The organism is Chitinophaga sp., from assembly GCF_017745275.1.
Lineage (GTDB): Bacteria > Bacteroidota > Bacteroidia > Chitinophagales > Chitinophagaceae > Chitinophaga.
On the sequence record NZ_JAGHZS010000005.1, the window covers coordinates 125,865 to 151,464 of the forward strand.

Annotated in this window: 20 protein-coding genes; 10 read left to right on the top strand and 10 right to left on the bottom strand. The window is 44.8% G+C overall.

Going from position 1 to position 25,600, the window contains the following annotated elements; genetic code table 11:
* The first annotated feature begins 15 nt into the window (after positions 1 to 15).
* The 4 genes from J7623_RS15600 to J7623_RS15615 all read left to right on the top strand — a co-directional run bounded on the left by J7623_RS15600 (position 16) and on the right by J7623_RS15615 (position 5,600).
* Positions 16 to 1,641 (top strand): SusD/RagB family nutrient-binding outer membrane lipoprotein, encoded by a 1,626-nt coding sequence (locus tag J7623_RS15600; protein WP_291921835.1) that lies wholly within the window; start codon positions 16 to 18, stop codon positions 1,639 to 1,641.
* 152 nt (positions 1,642 to 1,793) lie between these two features.
* Positions 1,794 to 3,728, top strand: a complete 1,935-nt coding sequence (gene glgB / locus J7623_RS15605; RefSeq protein WP_291921838.1) for a 1,4-alpha-glucan branching protein GlgB — start codon at positions 1,794 to 1,796, stop codon at positions 3,726 to 3,728.
* Positions 3,729 to 3,987: 259 nt separating this feature from the next.
* Positions 3,988 to 4,896, top strand: coding sequence for a DUF4382 domain-containing protein (locus J7623_RS15610; protein ID WP_291921841.1), 909 nt, complete (start codon positions 3,988 to 3,990; stop codon positions 4,894 to 4,896).
* Between the two features lie 101 nt (positions 4,897 to 4,997).
* A complete protein-coding gene (locus tag J7623_RS15615; protein ID WP_291921844.1) occupies positions 4,998 to 5,600 on the top strand; it encodes a hypothetical protein in 603 nt (200 codons plus the stop codon).
* 673 nt (positions 5,601 to 6,273) lie between these two features.
* Here the strand turns inward: J7623_RS15615 and J7623_RS15620 are convergent.
* Together J7623_RS15620 and J7623_RS15625 are read right to left on the bottom strand one after the other, a co-directional pair.
* Positions 6,274 to 8,670 (bottom strand): glycoside hydrolase family 31 protein, encoded by a 2,397-nt coding sequence (locus J7623_RS15620; protein WP_291921845.1) that lies wholly within the window; start codon positions 8,668 to 8,670, stop codon positions 6,274 to 6,276.
* 242 nt (positions 8,671 to 8,912) lie between these two features.
* Positions 8,913 to 10,019: a YCF48-related protein gene (locus J7623_RS15625; protein ID WP_291921848.1), complete on the bottom strand. Its 1,107-nt coding sequence runs from the start codon at positions 10,017 to 10,019 to the stop codon at positions 8,913 to 8,915.
* A gap of 144 nt (positions 10,020 to 10,163) precedes the next feature.
* Here J7623_RS15625 and J7623_RS15630 point away from each other — a divergent pair, with 144 nt between their 5' ends.
* A complete protein-coding gene (locus J7623_RS15630; RefSeq protein WP_291921851.1) occupies positions 10,164 to 13,265 on the top strand; it encodes a triple tyrosine motif-containing protein in 3,102 nt (1,033 codons plus the stop codon).
* Between the two features lie 47 nt (positions 13,266 to 13,312).
* Positions 13,313 to 13,981, top strand: a complete 669-nt coding sequence (locus tag J7623_RS15635) for a response regulator transcription factor (RefSeq protein ID WP_079468073.1) — start codon at positions 13,313 to 13,315, stop codon at positions 13,979 to 13,981.
* A 368-nt stretch (positions 13,982 to 14,349) separates the two neighbouring features.
* Here the strand turns inward: J7623_RS15635 and J7623_RS15640 are convergent, their stop codons facing one another.
* On the bottom strand, positions 14,350 to 14,499 hold the full coding sequence (locus tag J7623_RS15640) for a hypothetical protein (RefSeq protein WP_291921868.1): 150 nt from the start codon (positions 14,497 to 14,499) through the stop codon (positions 14,350 to 14,352).
* Positions 14,500 to 14,835: 336 nt separating this feature from the next.
* Between J7623_RS15640 and J7623_RS15645 the strand changes: the two genes are divergently transcribed.
* From J7623_RS15645 to J7623_RS15660, 4 genes are read left to right on the top strand one after another with little or no spacing between them, the layout of a single operon-like run.
* Positions 14,836 to 16,743 carry a DNA topoisomerase IV subunit B gene (locus J7623_RS15645; protein WP_291921871.1) on the top strand — a complete coding sequence of 636 codons (1,908 nt, stop codon included), beginning with the start codon at positions 14,836 to 14,838 and terminating at the stop codon, positions 16,741 to 16,743.
* 8 nt (positions 16,744 to 16,751) lie between these two features.
* Positions 16,752 to 17,645: a DUF1835 domain-containing protein gene (locus J7623_RS15650; RefSeq protein WP_291921874.1), complete on the top strand. Its 894-nt coding sequence runs from the start codon at positions 16,752 to 16,754 to the stop codon at positions 17,643 to 17,645.
* On the top strand, positions 17,642 to 18,046 hold the full coding sequence (locus tag J7623_RS15655; RefSeq protein WP_291921877.1) for a hypothetical protein: 405 nt from the start codon (positions 17,642 to 17,644) through the stop codon (positions 18,044 to 18,046). The genes J7623_RS15650 and J7623_RS15655 overlap by 4 nt, the downstream gene beginning before the upstream one ends.
* Before the next feature lie 17 nt (positions 18,047 to 18,063).
* A complete protein-coding gene (locus tag J7623_RS15660) occupies positions 18,064 to 20,601 on the top strand; it encodes a DNA gyrase/topoisomerase IV subunit A (RefSeq protein WP_291921880.1) in 2,538 nt (845 codons plus the stop codon).
* Between the two features lie 131 nt (positions 20,602 to 20,732).
* Here J7623_RS15660 and J7623_RS15665 read toward each other — a convergent pair whose 3' ends face one another.
* The 7 genes from J7623_RS15665 to J7623_RS15695 all read right to left on the bottom strand — a co-directional run bounded on the left by J7623_RS15665 (position 20,733) and on the right by J7623_RS15695 (position 25,560).
* Positions 20,733 to 21,158, bottom strand: coding sequence for a hypothetical protein (locus J7623_RS15665; RefSeq protein WP_291921883.1), 426 nt, complete (start codon positions 21,156 to 21,158; stop codon positions 20,733 to 20,735).
* Positions 21,159 to 21,166: 8 nt separating this feature from the next.
* On the bottom strand, positions 21,167 to 21,538 hold the full coding sequence (locus tag J7623_RS15670; protein WP_291921886.1) for a VOC family protein: 372 nt from the start codon (positions 21,536 to 21,538) through the stop codon (positions 21,167 to 21,169).
* 182 nt (positions 21,539 to 21,720) lie between these two features.
* Entirely contained in the window at positions 21,721 to 22,692 is a 972-nt protein-coding gene (locus tag J7623_RS15675) for a hypothetical protein (protein WP_291921889.1), read from the bottom strand.
* 26 nt (positions 22,693 to 22,718) lie between these two features.
* Positions 22,719 to 23,240, bottom strand: coding sequence for an HAD-IIIA family hydrolase (locus J7623_RS15680; RefSeq protein ID WP_291921892.1), 522 nt, complete (start codon positions 23,238 to 23,240; stop codon positions 22,719 to 22,721).
* The gene (locus J7623_RS15685) at positions 23,237 to 23,932 is read right to left on the bottom strand and encodes a nucleotidyltransferase family protein (protein WP_291921895.1); all 696 of its coding nucleotides are present in this window, start codon (positions 23,930 to 23,932) and stop codon (positions 23,237 to 23,239) included. The genes J7623_RS15680 and J7623_RS15685 overlap by 4 nt, the downstream gene beginning before the upstream one ends.
* Positions 23,932 to 24,507 (bottom strand): SIS domain-containing protein, encoded by a 576-nt coding sequence (locus J7623_RS15690; protein ID WP_291921897.1) that lies wholly within the window; start codon positions 24,505 to 24,507, stop codon positions 23,932 to 23,934. The genes J7623_RS15685 and J7623_RS15690 overlap by 1 nt, the downstream gene beginning before the upstream one ends.
* 27 nt (positions 24,508 to 24,534) lie before the next feature.
* Positions 24,535 to 25,560: a dehydrogenase gene (locus J7623_RS15695; protein ID WP_291921898.1), complete on the bottom strand. Its 1,026-nt coding sequence runs from the start codon at positions 25,558 to 25,560 to the stop codon at positions 24,535 to 24,537.
* Positions 25,561 to 25,600: the final 40 nt, after the last annotated feature.

The following is a 25,600-nucleotide window of genomic DNA, read 5'->3' on the forward strand; positions in this document are numbered from 1 at the left end:
TATCAAAAACATTCCATGATGAAGAATATACAACGATCTATATATAGTATGCTGATAGGTGCCGCCCTGGTGGGAATGGGATCCTGCACAAAAGATTTTGAGGAAATAAACAAGCCTTATAAGCAGGCCGATGAACAAACAGCTTCCATTCCAGGCTTGTTTAACGGCTTGGTGTCTTCACTCGGCAAATATGGAGATGATGCACTTAACGTAAGTCTCCTTTACCCGATTACCAATCAGCAGGCGCGTCAGAATACAGTGGCGCCTTATATCAACTATAGTGGTACCTTCTGGAGCCAGTATTATCCGGATTTGCTGACCTATAAAGCATTGCTGAAAAAGATAGCTGAGCAGCCCTCTCCGAAGGCATTTGATAATGTACGGCATATGGCCACTGTATTATTGGCATCGAAAACATTACGTATGCTGGATTATTATGGAGATATCCCATATTCACAGGCTTCTAATGCGCGTGATGGTGCTGGATATTATCGTCCGGCCTACGATGCGCAGCAGGATGTATATAAGAGTGTGCTGCAGGGCCTGAAAAATGCTGCAGATAGTATTACTTCAGATCCTTCCCAAACCAGTATTGGCGCTTCAGAGAGTTACCTGAAAAATGATTTCAACGCCTGGCGAAAATTTGCGAATGCATTACGTTTACGCTATGCCGTTAGACTTTACAACAAAGAGAACGCCTTGTCGTCCGCCATTATTAAAGAAATCCTGGAGGGGAATAAGCCATTGCCGGCCAACCAGTCGGTCACTGCTTTGCAGAACGATAATTTCGGGTTATGGCCCAACCTGATTGCCGGAGCCAGTGGTGCTATATTGGAAAGATTAAGCAGTAAATGGGATTCTTACCGGGAATTGTCTATTTCCAATATCCGGATGAGCAGCAATGTATGGAAACAGATGTCTTCCTCTGATGATCCTTCCGGTAAAGACATTTATGATCCCAGGTGTGTGGTATTCTTTATGACCAATAACGCCGATAAGTGGGTGCCGCAACCCCAGGATGGCTCTGTGGCAGATGGAGGACGTCCGTTTGATAATGGAACAGAAAGAAAGGCGATAGGCAGTGATCCGCAGAACAAATTTGCTACGTTTAATTATTTCATCGCCTACGATAGGCTTTATTACCCTATCCTGGTGATTACGGAAGCGGATGTACATTTCCTGAAAGCGGAAATCTACCAGCGTGGAATGGGAGTTGCAAAAAATACAACATTGGCAAAAACGGAATATGAAGCAGGATTAAAGGCTTCGGTGGATTTTTGGTATGCCTACACGCAGCAATCGCAGATATGGCTGCAAAAACCGCCGGCACCCGATGCTACAAAAATGAATGCATTTATCAATCACCCGGCAGTGGCTTATAACGGTGCCAACGATGCGGACGCACTGAAGAAAATTGCTACGCAGGCATGGCTGGCTACGATGTTCCAGCCGGCAGAGGCCTGGGCAATTGTAAGAAGAACCGGTTTAACGCCGAAAGATCCACTTTACAACCCCGGTAGTATTAACAAGCTGCCTTATCCGGACGATGAAAACGTGAATAACCACGAAAACTGGAATAAAGTGACCAAAGGAGCTACCCCAGCCGAACAGGTAGCTACCAAAGTATATTGGATGCAATAACTGCAAAATCAGGATAGTGACCAGTTAAAGTTAAAGAGGCTGCCAGGGAATCCGGCAGCCTTTTTTCTTTTAAAAATAACTGTTTCCCGGGATCCTCCATTTTCCCAAATTTTGCCTACCTTGTTTAGAACACATCCAATTCACACGTTACTATGATCGGAGATACTAATCGCGCTTTACAGTATGTTGAACCGTTTACCCTATTTTCTTCCACGGATATTACCCTGTTTCAGGCCGGATCACACTACCGGCTATACGAAAAATTTGGTGCTCACCCTATGGAAGTTGAGGGAGCCAACGGTACCTATTTCGCAGTATGGGCACCGGATGCTGCCTTCGTAGCAGTAATGGGAGATTTCAACGAGTGGGACCATTACAGTCATACGCTGTTTCCCCGTTGGGATAACTCCGGGATCTGGGAAGGGTTTGTACCTGGCGTAAAAGCGGGATCGCTGTACAAGTATTTTATCCGGTCGCATAGTGGGGAGGAGTTGATAAAGGGGGATCCTTATGCCAATTATTGGGAAGTACGCCCTAAAACGGCCTCCATAGTATATCCGCTGGATTATGAATGGGATGATAAGAAGTGGATGACCCAACGGGCAAAGCGGAATTCCCTCCATAGTCCTTTTGCTGTATACGAGGTGCACCTGGGTTCCTGGCGGCGTCCGGACCCTACCGATCCGGAGCGGGTGTATTCTTACCAGGAAATAGCGGAGATGCTGGTGCCTTATGTTAAGGAAATGGGTTTTACCCATGTGGAGCTGATGCCGGTGATGGAGCATCCGTTCGACGGTTCCTGGGGCTATCAGCTCACGGGGTATTTTGCGCCTACTTCCAGGCATGGTACGCCACAGGATTTCATGGAAATGGTGGAAGCCTTTCACCTGGCCGATATCGGAGTGATCCTGGATTGGGTGCCTTCGCATTTCCCGTATGATGCGCATGGGTTGTATCGTTTCGACGGCTCTCACGTGTATGAATATGCGGATATGCGGAAGGGTTATCATCCGGATTGGAATAGTTATATTTTTAATTATGCGCGGAACGAGGTAAGATCCTTCCTGTTGAGTAATGCAGTGTTCTGGTTCGACCGGTTCCATGCGGATGGCTTGCGGGTAGATGCGATTGCGTCTATGATTCACCTGGATTATTCGCGGCAGCGGGATGCCTGGGTCCCTAATGAGCTGGGCGGCAATGAAAACCTGGAGGCGATCAGTTTCCTGAAGAAGCTGAACGAAACTGTGTATGCGCTGTTTCCCGATGTTCAAACCATTGCGGAAGATTCCACTTCCCACTATGGTGTTTCCCGGCCTACGTTTATGGGAGGATTGGGTTTTGGGATGAAATGGATGATGGGTTGGATGAATGATACCCTGGATTATTTTAAGAAAGATCCCATTCATCGCAAGTGGTATCAGAATGACCTGACCTTTAGTTTGGTATATGCTTTTGGCGAGAACTTCATGTTACCGTTGAGCCATGATGAAGTAGTACATGGGAAGTCGCCGATGCTATATAAAATGCCGGGCGATGACTGGCAGAAGTTTGCCAATCTCCGTTTGCTGTATAGTTACATGTATACACATCCGGGTACCAAGCTGTTGTTTATGGGAGATGAGTTTGGGCAAACGTCGGAGTGGAATTACAAGGGTGAGTTGGACTGGCACCTGATGCAACATGCTACCCATAAGGGATTGAAGGCATTTGTACAAGATTTGAACCAGTTGTATACCAGTGCCAGTGCGTTATATGAACAGCAATTTGATGCCGCCGGATTTGAATGGATAACTGTTAATGATTATGATAATTGTGTGTTGGCATATGTTAGAAAAGGAATACAGCCGGGAGATGTATTACTGGTAGTACTGAATATGACACCGGTAGTGAGAGAGAATTACCTGGTAGGCCTGCCGGTGGCAGGAGCGTGGGTAGAAGTGTTGAACAGCGATGCGCCGGCGTACTATGGAAGTGGGGTAGTAAACACCGGTATCTTACAAACAGTTAAACAAACTTATAACGGTAGAGACTATACGCTTTCTTTACGTTTGCCTCCTTTGGGTGTAACGATATTGAAGTTGCAGTAGGGCGTAAACGTCATCCTGGTATACTATTCCCGGTTTAAAAATATTTTATGTGCTAAAAGCTTGTCTCCCAGGAGACAAGCTTTTTTTTTGATATAAATTTTTATTACGGTTAAACTTTCTGGTCTTAATCTCATCTATTATCAGGCTGCTCCGGAGCAGCAATAATGCCAAAGGATCGAACGTTTGATATAATGCGTAATCGTTCAGCCAAAACAGTACAAACCATATAATTTTATTAGACACTTAAAACCGTTCATTTATGAAAAACTTTCTCCGTAAGCCGGGGCTTGGTTTCGTGATGGCAATTGTTGTTGCCTTCTCCATTCTGGAGTCTTGTTCAAAGGACAATTCGGCTTCCTCCCCCAATACATCTGCGAATCAGCAGAAAGTAAGCTTATTCCTTTCTGATGATCCAGGTCTTTTTGACAAGGTATTACTGGATATCAGGAAAGTAGAAGTGTTGGTAGATACGTGTGGTAAAACAGATGACGACGGATGGAACGATAGAGACAGATGCTGGTGGGACGAAGACGGGGACCACGACAGGAAGCCTAAGCCGGATAGTTGCCAGGTGTGGGATTCACTCGGTATTCATCCCGGTATCTATGACCTGCTGACCCTGCGTAACGGTGCAGACACGCTGCTGGCGGGTGGTCATGTTCATAAAGGCATTATGAAACGTATCCGTATTACTATTGGTGACCAGAATTCCCTCGTGAAAGATGGAGTTACTTATCCGTTGAGATCTGTATCCGGTCAATCAAAGATTATCGTAAGAGTACGTCATGATGAATGGGATCAGCTGAGCTCTGATGACCTGCAGCTGTGGCTGGATTTTGACATACAACGCTCTATCATTGACGTAAGAAACGGCCATTTCGTCCTCAGACCCTACATTAATGTATTCACTATCCTGAAAATGGGAAGCCTCTCTGGTCGCGTAACGCCATGGGAAGCATATCCGGTGATTTCCGTATACAATAATAACAATGATACTTTATATGCGCTGCCATGGAGAGATGGTAATTATAAAGTACGTGGCCTGAAAGTAGGCAACTGGAATGTATTTGTAAATGCTTCCAATGGTTACAAAGACACTACCATTACCAATGTGAGCATACAACGAGGTAAAGACACACGCGTAGGAGATATTAGACTGCATAAATAATTGAGATAGACCCTATCGCATCCTGCTGTTGGCGTTTTTTCGCCGGCAGCAGGATGTTTTTTATATGTGGAAAATATTTAACTTGTGCAAAAGACTTCAAAATGATACAAAAGGCGTTTTTATATCTATTGCTGCAGATAGTGGTGGCCGGCAGTTGCCTGGCACAGGTGAAAATCAACCAGCGTGACGCCCAGGGGCGTAAGCAGGGACGCTGGGTGGAAGAAGTAGGGGAAGTCAGGGGAGAACCCGGCTACAGTTGGGAAGGGACTTATAAGAACGACCGTAAAGAAGGGGTGTGGAAGAAAACATCGTCTATCGGAAATTTAATAGCGGAAGAAACTTTTAAGAATAATGTGTTGGATGGCTATTGCCGGTACTTTTACCCCAATGGAAAGCCAAGTGAAGAGGGGGCTTATATTTCTATAGAGGTAGAAGGGCAGCGGGATACCATTATGATTATTGATCCCGTTACTAATGTGGAAACACCTACAGAAATCATCCGGAAAGGGAATTCCGTGCGCAATGGTGTATGGAAATTGTATGATGAAGAAACGGGCAAAATAGCGAAGGAATATTACAAACGTGGTGAAACCGTTACTGCTGGCGAGTTGGGAGATAGTACTACCGAAGCGCCGGCGCCGGTGAAAAAGGCAGTGCTGCAATTGCCGCATGAAAATGAAGGCAGGCATAAAAAGAAGGGATAAACAGATTATTTAAAAATGAACAGCGAAAAAGCTAAAATGAACAAAAAGATTTGTCCATTTTAGCTTTTTTTCTGTAATTTCATTTTAGGATGTTAATCTTCTGGAACCCCAAGTCCACGATTTATTTTTATTGTTTAATCCTTTTAATTTGTTTGTATGAAAAGCCTAAGTATCAGCCAAGGGGAAAATCCGCAGGAATTGCACGCAATCGATTATAACGCAACTGACAAAATGGAAATCCTTTTCAGGGCCATATTTATCTTTTTAGTGTTTTGCGCATTGACATCGATCATTTTTCTGTCTGTTATATATTAATCAAAATATTTAAAAAGTGTTGTCACAGGCAACACGCAAAAAATCAACGGCGCCACCGGAATTATCCGCCTGGCGCCGTTGATTTGAATACCATTCCTGCTGATTGCTAAATTGATTTTTTCTGCTAAAAATCCCTGTGGTAAATAGTTTGAAGCGAATTTATTTTTTAATGTTTGTTTGACATTCTTAATTCAATGTTAACAACTTATTCATTTTGTTCATTGTGAATTTCAAGGCCGCAGACATTTTGTACAGTCAGATTTAGCATCTAATTTCGTATCTCTAAAGTTGGCATAGGTTATGAAACCGGCGCGAGATCTCTATCTGAAGTGCCTTTTCTTTTTCTCTTTAGCTATCATCAACGCATTGTAATCTCTTCAAAATTTCTTGGTACCACAAAAGAAACCGTATTATTTGCCTGCAGATTTTCGGGTAATAATGCTACTGCCTGCCCATCTACTATCAGTGAAGCAGGTTGAAACGGTAAGCCATGCACCGTAATACGGTGGTGCGTATAAGACGTTTCATAATTCACATAAAACTGTTTCTTCAGGTGGAATTCCTGGGCGGTAGATTGTTGCCGGAAGCGGATAACATTGTATTGCCCGTTTTTGTAACCGTAGTGATCACCTGCATCTTCATATAATACACTCTTCACTTCCTGGTCAGCATAGTATACATGCAGCAGCATTTCAGTTACCGGCTTTTCCTGCGTGTATTGCATATCCGGGTATTGCGGCAATACAACGCCTGCCTTCACAAACAGCGGCATTTCCTCGAGTGGTGTAGCTACGGTAACCGCTTGTGCACCCGTATACAGGCGATCATTCCAGAAGTAATACCAGTTGCCGGCCGGCAGGTAAACAGATTTTTCCTTCATGCCTTTTTCGCTGACATGACTGAGCAACAAGGCATCTCCAAACATAAACTCATGCGAGCAGTTATGGGTGGCAGGATCCTGTTGTGCCACAAAGGCCAATGGGCGCAACATAGGCGTACCCTTGCTGGCATACTGCCAGAAGGTAGTATATAAATAAGGTTGCAGCCGGTATCTTAACTGAATAAACTTAGTGACTACTTTTTCATAATCCGCTCCAAAGCTCCACGGCTCCTGGTTAAACCCGGTTTCATTACTGGCGGAGTGCGTACGCATCAGCGGATGGAATACTGCCAGCTGAATCCAGCGGGTATACAATTCGCCATCCGGTTCGCCGATGAAACCTCCAATATCACTGCCGGTAAAAGAAATGCCGGAAACGGATAAGCGCTGACACTGCACACTGGCCAGCCACAAATGTTCCCAGCTGGATACATTGTCGCCGGTCCATACGGAAGACCAGCGCTGTGCGCCGGAATAGCAGGAACGGGTAATAAGGAAAGAGCGGTGCGGCATCAGGTATTTTTTCATACCGGCAGCCGTCGCCTTGCTCATCAGGTGACCGTAAATATTATGTGCCTTCCGGTGACTTACCTCTTCTCCATCATAGTCGTGGCGTACGTCTTCAGGGAAAGTACCCATTTCAAACACCGCCGGTTCGTTCATATCGTTCCACACGCCACGCACCCCGATTTCGGCCAGGCTTTTGAACAGGCTGCTCCACCATTCGCGGACTTCCGGATTGGTATAGTCAGGAAATACACATTTACCCGGCCATACGTCTCCTTCCATCAGGGCGCCATCCGCACGTTTGCAGAAGTAGTTATTTTTAATGCCTTCTTTATATACGCTATAGTCCGGGTCTACTTTAATACCGGGATCAATGATCACCACTACTTTAAATCCTTCTGCTGCCAGCTCTTTAATGAGGCCCACCGGATCAGGGAACCATTCCTTATTCCAGGTAAAACAGCGGAAGCCATCCATATAATCGATATCCAGGTAGATAACATCGCAGGGAATGTTGCGTGTCCTGAATTCTTTGGCAATTTCCTTTACCCGCGTATCCGGATAGTAGCTCCAGCGACACTGGTGGTATCCCAATGCCCACAGGGGCGGCAGTTCCGGCGTACCTGTAATTTTAGTATAAGATTCGGCCACTTCCAGCAGGTCGGGACCATAAATAAAGTAGTAGTTCATTTCCCCGCCACGTGCCCAAAAGCTGCAGGCATCCTCCCTTTCCTTTCCAAAATCGAAAATGGTGCGGAAGGTGTTGTCGAAGAAAATACCGTAGCCGATACCATGGTGTAAACCATAATAAAAGGGAATATTGCGGTAAAGCGGATCGGTATCTTTCTGGTAGCCATAAGCATCCGTACCATAATTTTCCAGCCGTTTGCCCCGGAGATTCAACTCTGTAGGCTTATCTCCCAAACCATAAAAACATTCACCTTCCTGTACCAGTTTACTGCAATACTGGATTTTTCCACCCTTGAGCAGGTAATGCTGCCAATGGTAGCCCATCTCATCCTGGTTGATCACCTTTCCTTCTTTATCAGAAATAGTGATACGCAGGTTATCCCGGGCAATAAATACCCGGAGAACATCGGTATATATCTCAAAAGTTTCTTCCCATTCCTTTATCCCAAATGAGATGGGAGATTCTTCGAGCGTGTCACTGGTTGCGTAGGAAAAGTCTCTCTGGAAAGTGCCGTCAGCCGCATATCTGAAGCGAATAATTTTGTCGGCAATGACCCTGATTTCCAGTATAGTTTCGGTAGTGTAAAAGCAAAAATAATTTCCTTCTTTTTTCCATTCCCTGATACTATCGGGATAATGTTTGGCGCCGTATTTACTTGACGAGGTTTCAACTTGCATAATCTCTTTTTCTGGATCCCAGGTAATATCTAACAGGACTTAAATTACATAAAAAATCAGAGTAGTTATAGTCAATTCGCGTTAGATGCTGATATTTCTGCGTTTACCCTTTAAATTATATGGTTGACAAAAAATACTGTGTAATGAATAAATTACTTATTAACTTCATATCAATAAATATACTTTTTGCTTTAACCTATTTTAATGGGTGCACCTTTCCAGGAGCACCTTTTTATTGATAATTAGCGGGTACTGCTTAATTGTGCAATATCCTTTCCTGCCAGGAACACCTGGGTTCCTTTTCTGGCCCTGGCCACCACATTAAATTTACCTTCCACACTTTTCCAGTGGCGACCGCCATCTTCTGAAATGTCTGTCCCGGAGGTACCGGTAGCAATTAATATTTTGGGTGAGATGTAAGTCACACCAGACCGGAATCCGCCCGGAGCGGAAACAGGTGGATACCAGGTGCGGCCACCATCACTGGTGAGCATACAATTGCCTTTACGGGCGGTATCCTGCTTATAGTCACCACCTACGGCAATCCCCTTCTGACTATTCAAAAATGCAATCGAGAACACGCCTGTAGTAGGCGTACCCTGCACTACCGGAATCGTATAGGCCTGCCAGTTATTACCTGATACGAAAAGACGTGCTACACTGCCACCGGTGGCAAAATACACTTTCTTTCCCGCAAATGTAACCATGCTGGTACCGCTGGCCGCAAAAATGGATTCGCCGGGAGTAGCGGCAGGAGCGGCGCCGGGAGCATCAGCTTCCCAGGATTGTCCACCATTATGTGTCCGGATGACAGCAAATTTATCTCCCAGGGGATCACCAACGGCAATACCTTCCTGTTCATTGAAAAACTGTATGGCATCAAAGAAAATGCCCGGGCGGTCATCGAAGTATACGCGTTTCCACGACGTACCTCCATCTTCCGTTAAAAAAATATGCGCAGGAGCACCCGCATTCAGGACAATAGCCTTACGGGCATCAAAGGCATATAGCGAACGCCAGTCGCAACTATCACAACCAGGTACTACCGTCCAGTTCCAATGGGCGCCGCCGTCTGTACTTTTACCCACCTGGCCACCAGTGCCGGACGCCCATATAATACGGTCCGTTACCACACTCAGCCCCCGGATGCTCTTAGCAGGAGGATGGGCAATGACGTTTATCTGGTAATTGACCGCCGGCTTTTGGGCTACCGCCGGTAAGCCGGCACTTCCGAAATAAAACAGGACAAGGAACATACAGCACATCATGCGCTGGCGCCTGCTGGCGGTAAGAAGCCATGGTAAAGTATTTAAGGCGATTAAACAGGTATAGCGGTTGTTTGTCTTCATAAAGTATATCATTTATTTCCAATCTGTTATCGGGAAGAAAATTACAAAATTGCTACAAAGTGTGGTACAGATTTATATATTTGCAAATTACCTAACCTGCTTACTCAATAAATAACTATAGTGCATCAACCGCATCGTTTAAAAATGTTCATCCTATGCTGTATTTGGGGACTATTCTCCAGGCAGTTGCATGCACAGGATAAACCGTACATTTTCGACAGCTACAGCGTCAACGATGGACTTTCACAAAGCACTGTATTCGATATTACACGGGACGATCAGGGATTCATGTGGATTGCCACCAGGGATGGTATTAACCGTTTTGATGGCTATACTTTCAATGAATACCGTTATAAGCCGAGTACCCTCTATAAAGCTGGTGAAGGGAAAGGCGAACTGGTGCCGCGGGGCTCAACGGGCAACCGGGCGGTGATCAACCGGTTTGACCTCAAAGGATACAAGGGATTCTCTTTTTATAAAGACAGCCGTCAACAATTGCTGCTGGCCCACAACAATGGTATCAGCGTGTATGACAAATATCGTAACAGCTTCCGGACATTGCTGGAGGATACTTCCAATGTAAACGCGCAGGAGCGCGATAATAATGTGAAGTTTAAGATACTGGGAGAAGATACTGCCAGCAATTCCCTGTGGGTATGGCGTCCTATGAAAGGACTCTATGTACTGGACAATACCACCTATGCCATTCGACGTATTATTCTTTATCCACCACAGTTCCGCCAGCGGGGAATATTACCCTCCACGGTGATAAAAGATGACAATACCATCTGGATGAACGGGGAGGCGGGCGAATTGCTGTCGCTGAACACCAAGAATCTGCGGCTCGCCACTTATTGTTTGCCGGGAATAGGAGCACAGCCGGTAATACGGAATCTTAATAAGGATTCCATGATTATTGTAAGCACCGGGCATGTCACCGTCTTCAATAAACAACGGAATAAATTCAGTGACCTGGCTTTCGATATGAGCAACGAAAAGGGGGAGCCGTTTATTCCGGCAGTAACCGAGGTGGATCAGTTTGGAAATGTATGGATCGGAGGGAATAATGGCGTGCTTATTTATAGTCTTACCCGCAATGAAATTCTGCGGCATATTGTGAGCTTCAATACGTTCGAAACCCGTTCTTTTAATAATGTATCCTACCTGTATCGCGACATTTCTGATAACATGTGGGTAGGCACAGACGGTGATGGACTGAAAAAATATTCTCCCCATAAAAAAGTATTCAATCTTTACCGGTCACCCTACATCACGCATAACATGGTGCAGGCTGTGTATAAGCATGACGACGGCAAACTCTATGTGGGCCTGATGCGTGATGGGATGAATATTTATGAAGATGGCGGAAAATTCCTGGAGCGTATTTCCAATGAATTATATCCCGGGAAGTTTCCGGCGAATGACCTGGGGGCTATTTGCCGGGAAAATGCAGACCACTTGTGGTTGCATTTTGCGGACATGCACATCGGGTTATTTAACGTACAAACCAAATCGTTCCAGGACCTGACGGGTAAAGTAACTACACTGGGGCTACCGAGGCAGCGCGCTCCGTACCCCTTCCTGTTTAAGCGCACCAATGGCGAAATATACTTCAACTACGGCGGCTACCTGCTGATGTTCGACAATAACGGGAAAGGTTATGAAGTATCAGTCGTACACAACTTTGCAGATGAGCTGTTGACTACCTACTATGAAGATTTTATGGGTAACCAGTACGTGGGTACGAAATCGGCCCTGTATGCTAAAAATGCGGTGGATTCCCGCTGGAGATCTATTCCGTTACCATCCGGCACTACTGTAAAATCAATTAATAAGAACGCACACAAAGAATTACTGGTAGCTACCAATAAGGGATTATTCATTATTGATGAAGCCGGTCGTATTAAGCAGCACTATAACAGTTATGATAACCCAAAACTGATCAATGATTACATGTATGGGGTGTTGTTGGACGATAAAGACAGAATTTGGGTAAGCCACAATAAGGGGTTATCACAGATTAACCCGTTAACAGGAGAGATCACGACTTATAATTATGAAGATGGGCTTCAGTCGAACGAGTTTAATACAGGAGCATTTTACAAATCTATTGACGGAGAGCTTTTTTTTGGCGGGATTCGCGGAGTAAATGGATTTTATCCAAAAAATTTCCGGGATAACCTGTCTAATTCCAAAGTAATTATCCGGCGTATGGAAGTGCTGGATAAGCCGTATGAGTCCGATACTGCCGTTTCACTCCTGAAGAAGGTGGAATTGCCCTATAACCAGAATACCATTGCCATTGAATTTGTGGCACTGGAATATACCAACCCGTTGAAAAACAAGGTACAGTATAAGCTGGAAGGTGCCGATGAAGATTGGGTGCAGGCAGGTACATTCAGGATGGCGCGTTATACCAATCTGCATCCTGGCAGTTATATTTTTAAAGTAAGGGGATCCAATAACGATGATATCTGGAGTACCATTCCTACCACGTTGGAAATTGTGATTAAGATTCCGTTTTGGCAGTCGCTGTGGTTCCGCTTCCTGTTGTTGTTGCTGTTGCTGGGGATTGCCTATTATTTTTCCACTCTTTACCTGGATTATAAGATACGGCACGAGAAATTGAAACTGGAGAAGGAACAGGCGGTAGACCAGGAGCGGGCGCGTATTTCCAGTGATATGCATGACGACCTGGGATCAGGCTTATCTACCATTCGTTTGTTGAGCGAGGTAGCGAAACGGAAAATACAGGATCCTGCGCAGACACGGGAGGTAGAACGTATTTCTGAAACCGCCGGGGAGATGGTGGATAAGATGAGTGAAATCATTTGGGCGATGAGTTCAGCCAATGATTCGCTGGCTAACCTGATCGCCTATATGAGAAGTTTTGCGGCAGAATTCCTGGAGCATGCACACATTACGCACCAGTTTTACATACCGGAAAGTATTCCAAATATTAAGCTGAGCGGAGGTACCCGGAGAAATATTTACCTGGCAGTGAAAGAATCATTGCATAATGTAGTGAAACATGCGAAGGCAACCGAGGTGATTGTAGAAGTAAAAGTGCACAAAAATATGACGATCATGATCAAGGATAACGGGAAAGGATTTGATCAGGAAAAGGTGAGGTTATTCGGTAATGGATTGAAAAATATTCAGAAGAGAATGATATCTGTAGGGGGTAATGCGGATATTTCCTCGAACAATGGAACAATAGTTTTTCTCGATATCCCACTAAATTAACATACATTTGTTTTTAATAACATTTAAGTGTTATAATTCCTTAAAACATGACGGTATACTCAAAGAAGAAGTCCCAGGATAACATGGACACTATCACTATTGCGATAGTAGAAGATAATCATGATATCCGCACGGCTATGGAATTGCTGATTAATGGTTCTGACGGTTATGCCTGTGTAGGGACTTTTAATAATGCAGAAACCGCAGTAGAACAGATCCCTCAATTGATGCCAAATGTAGTACTGATGGATTTCAATCTGCCTGGTGGTATGAATGGTATTGAATGTATTGCGCAGTTGAAGCGGGAACATCCCGATATGCAATTTATGATGTTAACGGTATATGAAGATGACGATAAGATCTTCATGGCGCTGGAAGCAGGTGCGAGTGGATATATTCTTAAGAAAACATCGCCGGGCGAGTTACTCGAAGCTATTCGTGATTTGTATGATGGAGGGTCTCCCATGAGTTCGCAGATAGCGAGAAGGGTAGTGGCATTTTTCCAGAAACAGGCCAAACCAAATCCTGCGCTGGAAGCACTGACTACGCGTGAAAAAGAAATCCTGGACCAGCTTTCCAAAGGATACCTGTACAAGGAAATTGCCAGCAACCTGTTTATCAGTATTGAAACGGTGAGACGCCACGTACACAACATCTACGAAAAACTGCACGTAAGAAGCCGTACAGATGCGGTGAATAAATATTATAACAGGTAATTGGAGCAGAAAGCTAAAAGCTTAAAGCAAAAAGCTATTGTAGCGAATAATGGAAGCGAAAAATTTAATGATTATACGCTTTATCATTCGCTACAATAGCTTTTTGCTTTACGCTTTATGCTTTACGCTTTATGCTTTACGCTTCTGTGTCATGCTTCTCTTCAGCAAATGCACCGTTAAGACTACTGCTGCAATCAATAAACAAGCAAGTTTAAATACTAGACCAGTTTTCATAGGATAGGGATTATACGGTTAATAGGTTTAATACCATTAAATATTAGACATAACACTCCCTGATGGCTATTGCCAGACTGATGTAACTTGTTGCGGATATTGTAAAAAGCCGGTTATAAATAAAAATAGCAGTACTAGCGCATCATTTGCCAGGAATCAAATTTCCGGATTAAACGGAGGAATTTGTTACCAATGCTGTTTTCCTGTTCTTTTTTAATGAAATAGGTAGCTACAAACGCTACTAAAACTACTACGGTGAGTAGGGTAAGGAATAGTATTTTCATAAGGACTAGGTTAGGTTTTCTCTGTAAAGTTGACTTACGTAAATATAGAGAAATATTTGATATAATATTTATTTCAAATAAATTTTTTTTATACCATTTTCATGTGATCTGCTTATAAAATACCCCGAAAAGATGATTATCTCCCGGAAATATAAAAATTATAAGTCTTAATTAATTGGTTACTAATAGTGTAAGCATAGTGTATAACTTATACTTGGGATGATTCAATGAATCCTTTATTTTTGCCAGCAATCTGATTTTGCTAAAAGATTTAGTATCCTTGCAGATCATTAATAAACCCTTGAAACAGTAATATTTAGGAAATTTTAATATATTATGGCAAATACGGACAAAACGGATAACAAAGATCTATTTGCTTCCTATACGGAAGACTCCATACGGTCGCTGGACTGGCGGGAGCATATCCGCCTCCGGCCTGGTATGTACATCGGTAAGCTGGGAGACGGCTCCAGTATGGATGATGGTATTTACATCCTGCTCAAAGAGGTAACGGATAACTGTATTGATGAGCATACGATGGGCTTTGGTAAGCAGATAGACATCAAGGTAACAGAGCATCATGTGACTGTCCGCGACTATGGACGTGGTATCCCGCTGGGAAAGGTGGTGGATGTAGTGAGCAAGATCAATACCGGCGCCAAATACGACAGTAAAGCCTTCCAGAAATCAGTGGGATTGAACGGGGTGGGTACCAAAGCAGTGAATGCCCTGTCGAGCTATTTCCGCGTGCAATCCATTCGTGATGGCCGCACCAAAATAGCAGAGTTTGAAAGAGGTGTATTGGTAAAAGAACATAAAGAAGCGGCTACTACTGAACCTAATGGTACATTGGTAACGTTTACACCCGATGATACCGTATTCAAAAATTATCGCTTTATACCGGAATTCCTGGAAAACCAGATCTGGAATTATTGCTTTTTGAATGCAGGTCTTACCGTTAACTTCAACGGGAAAAAATACATATCGAAAAATGGTTTGCTGGACCTCTTACAGCGCAAAACCAATGAAGAAGACCTGCGCTATCCCATCATACACCTGAAAGGTGAGGATATTGAAGTAGCCATCACCCACGAAAGTCAATATGGAGAAGAGTACTATTCCTTTGTGAATGGACAACATACCACACAGGGAGGTACACACCTGGCGGCTTTCCGGGAAGCATTTGTAAAAACTGTCCGCGACTTTTATAAAAAGGATTATGAAGCCACCGATATCAGGGCTTCTATTTGCGCCGCAGTAGCCATCAGGGTGCAGGAACCGGTGTTTGAGTCACAAACTAAAACCAAACTGGGTTCCCAGGTGATTTCAGAAGGGGGGCCTTCTGTAAAAGCTTTTGTACTGGAGTTCTTATCCAAACACCTCGATGATTACCTGCACCGCAACTCCGCCATTGCAGAGGCGTTGAAGAAACGCATCGAACAAAGTGAGCGCGAACGCAAGGAGCTGGCAGGTATTAAGAAACTGGCCAACGAAAGAGCAAAGAAAGCCAACCTGCATAACCGCAAACTGCGTGATTGCCGTTTACACCTCAACGATGAGCTGACCGGGAAAGATAAAGCAGAACAAGAGGCACGCCGCCTGGATTCTACTATCTTTATTACGGAAGGTGACTCTGCCAGCGGATCTATTACCAAATCCCGTAACGTGGAAACACAGGCGGTATTTAGCTTACGTGGTAAACCGCTCAACAGCTTCGGTTTAACAAAGAAGATTGTATACGAAAATGAAGAGTTCAACCTCTTACAACACGCATTGAATATTGAAGAAGGCCTCGAGGGACTGCGCTACAACAACATTGTAGTAGCTACCGATGCCGACGTGGATGGTATGCACATCCGTTTGCTGCTGCTGACCTTCTTCCTGCAGTTCTTCCCGGACCTGGTAAAAAACGGGCACGTATATATCCTCGAAACACCGTTGTTCCGCGTACGTAACAAGCAGGAAACAATTTACTGTTATACAGAAGAAGAGAAACAGAAAGCCGTGAAGAAACTGGGCAGCAAGCCGGAGATCACCCGCTTTAAAGGTTTGGGAGAAATTTCTCCGGAGGAATTTGGTCGTTTCATTGGGGAAAATATCCGTATTGAGCCTATCATTTTATCGAAAGATATACATGTCCAGAAATTGCTGGAATACTATATGGGTAAAAATACCCAGACCCGCCAGGAGTTTATCATCAACAACCTGCGGTATGAAAAGGATTTAATTGAAGAAACAGTATAGTAAGGCATATGGGCTTAATACACATTGTTTTTGGTCAATCTTCGGTTCCGGTGCTGGAAGAGGCGATTGCGATGGACGAGAAAATGAGCGGAGAGGTACTTTGTTTTGAAGATGATCTGTCTGTTGGACCCTTGTTCATACTGGACACTAAAGAGGGCAGGGCCGGACGTAAAATGTTCTGGCAGCAGCTGGCGGGTATATCGCCGGCACCCGCCCCGGAAGGAGATGCACCGGTGCCTGCACCTGTTGTAGAAGAAGCACCGGAAGATGCAGATCGCTTTAGTGCACTGAAAGCACAACTGAAGGAAAACCCCGAACTGGAAGTGTGGATCTGGGCCGGACAAAATGCCCGTGATGTTTGTGGCTATTACTGGCTGGTGAGTCAACTCTATGACTTCGCCGGACGTATACATATCATCTACCTCAATAACCTGCCTTTCCTGAATGAGAAAGGGGCGGTATTTTATCCTACACACCTGCACCAGATATTGCCTAAGGAGTTTTTGAAGGCGAAGAAACTGGCCCGTGCTATTTCGCTGGCAGAATATGAGCTGGATGGTGATGAATGGCATCGGTTGATGAATGAAAATGCCGGCATCCGTTTACTGGAAGGCGGTAAAAAAATAAAAGGAGAGCCCACCCTGTTTTATGATAAAGAATTGCTAACGCAAAGTGGAAAAGACTTTGTGAAAGCATGGCGCGTGGTGCAGCAGGTAACAGGTAAATTAAAGTATCCTGTGATGGACCAGTTCCTGGGCTGGCGGCTGAAAGAGCTGATCCGCGAAGGCAAATTGGAAAGCAAGGGGGAATTAAAAACTATCCGCGATTTTGAGGTGAAGTTGCCTGGTGAAGGTGGAGAAAGTGCGCCTGCGGAAAACACTGAAAATCCAACTAACCTATGATAAAGGTAACCTCCCTGGACTTGTTGGGTGCAGATGACCGCGGCAGCGGCTATTTCTGGAACTGCAACCGCACCGGCGATTTTTTGGTATGTTACCGTAATGCCGGTAGCAGCAGCGGACAGCACTACCACGAAGGAAAAAGTGATAACAAAAACCCGGAAGTACTTTATCTTTTTACCGGTAAGGCCGCCTTGCACTGGTGCCCGCTGGATGGAAAAGAAATTGTGGTAACGGAAATAACAGCGCCGGCCAGGGTAGAAGTGCCGGTGAATGTCTGGCATCAACTGATAGCAATAACAGATTGTTGCTTTATAGAACTGAACTCCCTGGAAGATGTGCAAAAGGACAGTGTACGCATATGGAGGGAAGATTTTGAAAAAATGATTAACGTAAAACCGTAAGTGTATTATACATGGACATGGAAAATAAAACACCAGACGAATCTCTGCACAATGTCATCCACGTGGGGGGCATGTATGAGAGCTGGTTCCTGGATTACGCCTCTTATGTAATCCTGGAGCGGGCAGTGCCCAGCGTGGAAGATGGGTTGAAGCCCGTACAGCGTCGTATCCTGCACGCCATGAAAGAAATGGATGATGGCCGTTTTAATAAAGTGGCAAACGTCATCGGGCAAACGATGCAGTATCACCCGCACGGGGATGCTTCTATCAGTGATGCTATTGTTAACCTCGGCCAGAAAGACCTGCTTATTGAAACGCAGGGTAACTGGGGCGATATCAGAACCGGAGATGACGCAGCAGCAGCCAGGTATATTGAGGCACGCCTGTCGAAGTTTGCACTGGATGTAGGCTTTAACCCTAAAACTACTTCCTGGCAACTGAGCTACGACGGCCGTAAAAATGAACCCCTCGCATTACCGATGAAGTTCCCGCTGTTATTGGCACAGGGAGCAGAAGGTATCGCCGTAGGTTTATCTACCAAAATATTACCACACAACTTTATAGAGCTGATAGAAGCTTCTGTGAAATACCTGCGTGGTAAGAAATTTGAGTTGTTCCCCGATTTCAGTACCGGTGGAATGATTGACGTAGCCAACTACAACGATGGTAAACGGGGAGGTAAAGTACGTGTACGCGCACATATTGAAGAGAAAGATAAAAAGACCCTGCTGATAAAGGATGTACCTTACGGTATCACCACTACCCAGCTGATGGAGTCTATCGTGAAAGCCAACGACAGTGGTAAAATCAAAATCCGTAAAGTAGTGGATAATACCGCTGCAGAAGTGGAAATTGAAGTACAACTGGCGCCAGGTATTTCTCCGGATATCACCATTGATGCGTTATATGCATTCACCGATTGTGAAATATCCATTTCTCCAAATGCCTGCGTTATTGTAAACGATAAGCCGCAATTCCTCACCGCTTCTGATTTATTGAAAGCGTCTGCCGATTACACCAAAGACCTGCTCAAACAGGAACTGGAAATCAAACTGGCAGAACTGCAGGAAAAATGGCACTATACCTCCCTGGAAAAAATCTTCTTCGAGAAAGGTATTTACAAGGAACTGGAACAAAAGCATAAGGACTGGGAAGCAGTATTGGTGGCGATCGACAAAGGATTTAATCCGTATAAAAAACAATTGAAACGTGAAATTACCCGCGAGGATATTGTGAAATTAACGGAGAAGCCTGTACGTAGAATTTACCGTCTCGATATCAATGAACTGAACGAACAGATCAAAAATATCGAAGGAGAAATCAAAGACGTAAAGCATCACCTGGCTAACCTGGTAGACTATACCGTTGCTTATTACGATAACCTGCTGAAGAAGTATGGTAAAGGCCGCGAACGCAAAACCCTGATCAAAACTTTTGATACCATACAGGTAGCACAGGTGGCTATTGCCAATACCAAAATATATGTAAATCGTGCCGACGGATTTATTGGTACCTCTCTGAAGAAAGATGAGTTTGTGGCAGATTGTTCTGACCTGGATAACATCATCGTATTCCGCCGGGATGGTAAAATGCTGGTAACGAAGGTGGCCGATAAAACCTTTGTAGGTAAGGATATTATTCACGTGGACATCTTCCGTAAGAATGATGAGCGTACTACCTACAACATGATTTATGTAGAAGGAAAAACCGGCGTGAGCTATGCGAAACGTTTCAATGTAACAGGTGTTACCCGCGACAAAGAATACGAGCTGGCACACAAAGGAGAGAAGAATTCAAAAGTGCATTATTTCTCTTCTAATCCAAACGGAGAAGCGGAAGTAGTGACCATTAAGCTGAGTCCAAACTGTAGCGCGCGTAACAAGGAATTTGATATGTTCTTTGAAACCATTGCTATCAAAGGGCGCAGCTCTATGGGGAACGTGGTGACCAAGTACCCGATCCGTAGCGTGAAGTTTAAAGAGAAAGGCGTGTCTACACTGGCCGGACAGAAAATCTGGTATGATACAGAAACAGGTCGTTTGAATACGGAGGAACGAGGCGTGTACATCGGTGCTTTTGAAGGAGAAGACAAGATTTTTGTCGCCTTTAAGAATGGTACTTATGAGCTCACCAACTACGATCTTACCAACCGTTATGAATCAGGAGATGTAGTATACATCGAGAAATTCAACCCGGAAAAAACGGTGACGGCTATCTACTTTGACGCCGATAAAAAACAGTTTAATGTGAAACGTTTCCGTATTGAAACGCAGACACTGAACAATAAATTCCTCTTCATTAAAGAAGGCGCGGCTAACTACCTGGAAATGGTCACTACCCATACCCAGCCTATTGTGTTGCTGAAAACCGGCAAGAAACGGAGTCCGGAAGAAGAGGAAATCGATCTCTCTGAATTTGTGGAGGTGACCGGCTGGAAAACAGTAGGAACAAGGATTGCCGGCGATGACCTGATTAGTGCTGAATTGCTGTCTGAAGATGAGGACCCGGATCCGAATGAAGACGGACAAGCTGGTGCGCAGGGCGAATTGTTTTAAAGAGTTGAAAGCATAAAGCGTAAAGCAAAAAGCTATTAAAGCTGTTGACAAAAGCGAATGAGTAATTAATACTCGCCTTTGTCAACAGCTTTAATAGCTTTTTGCTTTACGCTTTATGCTTTATGCTTTTTTTAGATCTTGCCTCCCATGTTTTTGATAATGATTTCGAGGAAATCAATAGTAGCCAGGTAGGCGTCTATGGAGGTGCCGTTGAGAATTTTTTTGTAGTTCTCGTCCTGATCATCGGCTATTTTCGCAAATTCGGCAGCGCCAAGTGGTGTAAATGAATACAGGTCATCATTGTGCTGCACCCAGTTACGGGCCACCAGCGAATCCAGTATTTCATCCAGTTCGGCTTCAGTAAGAAACCTGTTTACCTGGTAGTAATACAGTTCCCGGCTGATTTTTCCGTGTGTATCAATTTGTTTGAGTACCTGCCAGTGAAATCTGTTGATCCCAAAAACTTCAAAGGCGTTGTTGATATATTGTGTAATCAGGCTGTCAGCTTCTTTCAGGTACCAGCCGATGGGTAGTTTGTGTTTAATGTCAGATGGCATAAAATATATTACTCTTTAACTGGTGTAGTAATTTCAATCATGATACTATCAAAGGTCATGTAAAAACCGAATGTTTTGCGCATAGGCTGTGGTGCTTGTTCCAGTACTATGCCGCCGTCTTGCAGGCGCTGGTACATAGCCATTACAGCCTCCTGGTTGTCCAGGTAAAAGCCAATATGAAAGGCGTCCGGATAAGTATGATTTTCTTTGTCGTTGAAGCGTTGATTCATCAGTACAAGCAAAAAACCATCCGGGCCGGTTAACACAGACAGGCTATCATTGAGTTTCGGGTCAGTGCAACGGAAATTAAAGTAGGTTTCAAAAAAGGTGCGTGTTGCAGGCACATCTTTTACAGTGAGGTTTAAGTGATTGAGATGCATAAGTCAAAGGCAATAAATGAATGTTCGCTCTTTTATAATGCAAATATAAAAGAACAATCGTTCTTTTTAATAAAAAAAGCAGAAATTTTTTTTCGGGAGATAGATAATGCCGTCATCATTCAGGAGCTCCGCTCCCGGCACGATGCCAGCAGTAGCCTCCTGGCGTTTCTTTCCCGGTTGGGTTATTGTTTTTTCTTTGATGCGGGTGGTTTAGGTGTTTCCAGGTAGTCTTCCGCCGATTTAGGCTGGGTCATAATCTTTTTCTTCTGATCCAATGGCTGCGGGGTGGGAGCGCCTTTCCCCATGGGAATGGCATCATGAAAAATCTTGTTGACATGCATCCATTTGCCAGCCTGCCATTTAAACCCTTCGTAGTCCATATCAGATACATAGGTGAACTTCTTCATGGGCTCATTGGTCTCCGAAATAAGATGGTCATACACAATCATGTCCAGTTCTTTGTTATAATTGAGTGTGGCCGTACTTTCCTTTTTATATTCTATGATAAAGCGGTTTTGAGTGGGCTTGGGTGTGCTATCTTCTGCAAAGCTGAAAAATGGTCCGCCCAGCACGGGTTGCCCGTTTTTGAAGGTGAGCATTTCTACGATCTTCTTTTGGCTGCGGGGATTATTGGCATCCCAGCCAAACAGCGTATAGAACTCCTGGTTGAAATAATGGCGGTGTGTGATGTTATAATACAGGCAGCCATACCAGTATTTATTATCAGTAACCGTATCGGTATTGGTGATATAATCGGAGGCATCAAAGAGTGGGAACAACTTGAGTGCGCCATCTGCGGTGTTCATTTGTATGGCGCCAAAGTGCCGGTAGAAGCCATTTTCCCGTTCCAGCGCCCAGGTGAATATCCTGAAGGTGCTGTCCTGCGGATATTGAATAGAAATAGTTTTCAGGGAGTCAAAAGGAAACTTAAAAGAATGTTTGGTTTTTAATGCACGTACCAGCAGGGGAATAAATGCATCTTTCGCCCTTTCGCGGCCATCATCACCTTTACCTTCAAAGATAAGCCGGCTGAGTACCTGCAATGTATCCTGGTCCCGTTTCAATTGTTTCATACCTGTGGCATCTGGTTGCTGCGCGTAGGTCAGTAAACTGGTGATCAGCAGTAAGAGTGACAGTAATGATTTTTTTGCCATATCTATTATACGGTTCGGGACTGGAATTATTGTATAGACTGTGCAAACTGCAACAGGTTTTGGTATCGCTGGTCAATCAGCGGATGAGGAAACGGTACTTCCGGGCGGGTAGATGGAATAAATACGGTTTGCATGCCCAGGCTTTTTCCAAATTGCATATCGCTCAACGTATTGCCTACCATGACAGCCTGGGTAAAATTGATCGCGGGAAAATCCTGTTTAGCCTGTAGCCCCATACCGATGGCCGGTTTGCGGCAAGGACTGCTGCTATCCACATCCGGACAAAAATAGATGTTGTCTATCCGTCCTCCTTGTTGCTCAATTTGCTGTAACATGTGCGCATGAATTTCCTGTAACCCTGCTATAGTGAGTAAGCCGCGGCCAATGCAGCGTTGATTCGTCACCACCAGGATACGTTCAAAATGTTTGGCCAGTATGGGCATTGCGGCCAGCACGCCTTCACTGAATTGAAACATATCCGGGCGAAGCACATATCCATCGCGGATTTCCTCATTAATTACCCCATCTCTGTCGAGAAATAACGTCATGATACCAATACTTTTTGGGCGGCCTCATAATCTTCCGGAATGCCGATATCGATGAAATAAGTATCGCTGACGAAGCCGAATAAGCGGCCCGCAGCGGCGCCTGGCTCCAGGACTTCCTTCTCAAAAGAAAATTTTTCCGGTAAAGACAAGCTATGTAAAAAGTCGGTATTCGTCAGGTAAATGCCTCCGTTGATCAGTCCTGCTGCACAGAACTTCTTTTCATGAAAAGCGCTGATGCGTTGTTGTGCATCCAGTTCTATGCTGCCATAGCGGTCAAATTGCTGCATGGGTTTCAGTGCCAGCGACAGTGGACTTTGCCGGTCGTGATGAAACCGGGAGAATGCTGCCAGATCTACATCGAAGTAAGTATCACCGTTGACAATAAATGCTTCTTTGCCTTCCAATGCCGGCAAAGCGTGTAGTATGCCGCCACCGGTGCCCAGCGGCTCCGGCTCAACGGTAAAGGATACACGTAGCGGCAAGGCCGTGTTGTTGCACCAGCTGATCACTTGTTCGGATAAATACCCCAGGGATAATACGGCGTGGGTGATGCCTTGTTTGTGGAGATACTGCAGCAGGTAGTATAAAAACGGATGATCGCCCAAAGGCGCCATACATTTGGGCTTATCAGCCACTACACTACGCAGGCGTGTACCTAAGCCTCCGGCAAGTACAATACATTCGTGCACCATCAGGCAAACAGGTTGTTTTCTACTATTTCACAAATAATATGTCCTACGGTGATATGTGCTTCCTGTATGCGCGGGGTATCTGTAGAAGGAATATTGATCAGGTAGTCGCTTCCTGCTTTCATCTTACCACCGGTGCTGCCAGTCATGCTCACTATGATCATACCTTGTTCTTTCGCCACTTTGATAGCTTCCAGGAGGTTCGCAGAATTACCGGAAGTAGAAATCGCTACCAGCACATCGCCGGGGCGACCTATTCCTCTCAGGATGCGGGCGTATACCTGGTCGTAGCCGTAGTCGTTGCCTACCGCCGTCATATACGAAGTGTTGCAGTGGAGCGCTTCAGCGTACAAAGGCATGCGGTCTTTATAAAAGCGACCGGAGAACTCTGCTGCCAGATGTTGTGCATCCGCTGCGCTACCGCCGTTGCCACAAAAAAGAATTTTATGATCTGTTTGCAGGCTGTGGGTAATGGTATCAGCTACCACTTTTATCGTGTTCAACAGTGGCTCATCCTGGCAAATGGCTTCTTTTACCGATATACTTTCGCGGAGCTTGTTGATAATTTGTTGTTTCATAAAACAGGTTTTTGATTTGGTGTAGCCTTAAATACTCCAGGTTTGAATACCATGGTTGGTAAAGGTATAGCGTTTTACATCGCCACCAAAACCACTCAGGGCATCTACTACTGCGAAGCGGGTATTTTTAGGGCAATAGAAGATCATAAAGCCACCGCCGCCTGCACCTGAAATTTTGCCTCCGCTGGCGCCGGCTTTGCGGGCTGCTTCGTATATTTCATCGAGTTGGGGATTGGTGATGCCTTTGGCCATCTTCTTTTTATATTCAAATCCGTAATCCAGGATTTCACCGATTTTATCAATGGTACCTCTTAATAATGCTTCCTTCATCATCACCGCCTGTTCTTTCAGGTGGTGCATGGCTTCAATGGAAGCGTCTTTTTTATCAGTTACGTTTTTCTGTTGTTCTGAGATGATGGAGGACGATAAGCGGCTGGTAGAGGTATAGAATAATACCAGGTTGTTTTCCAGCTCGTGCAGGTTGGTTTCCTTGATGCGGAGCGGGTTTACAATTACTTTATCGCCTTTGTAAAACTCCATGAAATTTACGCCGCCGAAAGTGGCTGCATACTGATCCTGTTTACCACCAGCCTGTTGGAGGTCTTCCCGCTCAATAGAATACGCGAGGTGAGCCATGTCGTACTCCCCCAACGGCAGTTTCAGCCATTCTGCAAATGCGCCAAGCACGGCTACTACCAGGGTAGAAGAAGTGCCTAAACCGGATCCGGCAGGTGCATCTACAAAGGTAGTCAGCTTAAAACCAGTGGCCGGCAGTGAACCATAATCATTTTGCACCCGGTTAATCACTCCTTTGAGAATATCCAGTGTACCATCTAACGGTAAAGGGTATACGGCATCATAGGAAGCGGTTTCTCTTCTGTCGGCACATTCAAAAATTATTTTACCATCCGTACGTGGTTCTATTGCAGCACGGGCATATAAAGAGATGGTAGCATTGAGAATGGCGCCACCGTATAAATCCGAGTACGGACTTACATCTGTGCCACCACCAGCGAGGCCAATTCGTAAAGGAGCTTTGCTTCTGTATATCATGGTCGTTTTTTTGAGCGGAAGGCTGAAAGCATAAAGCAAA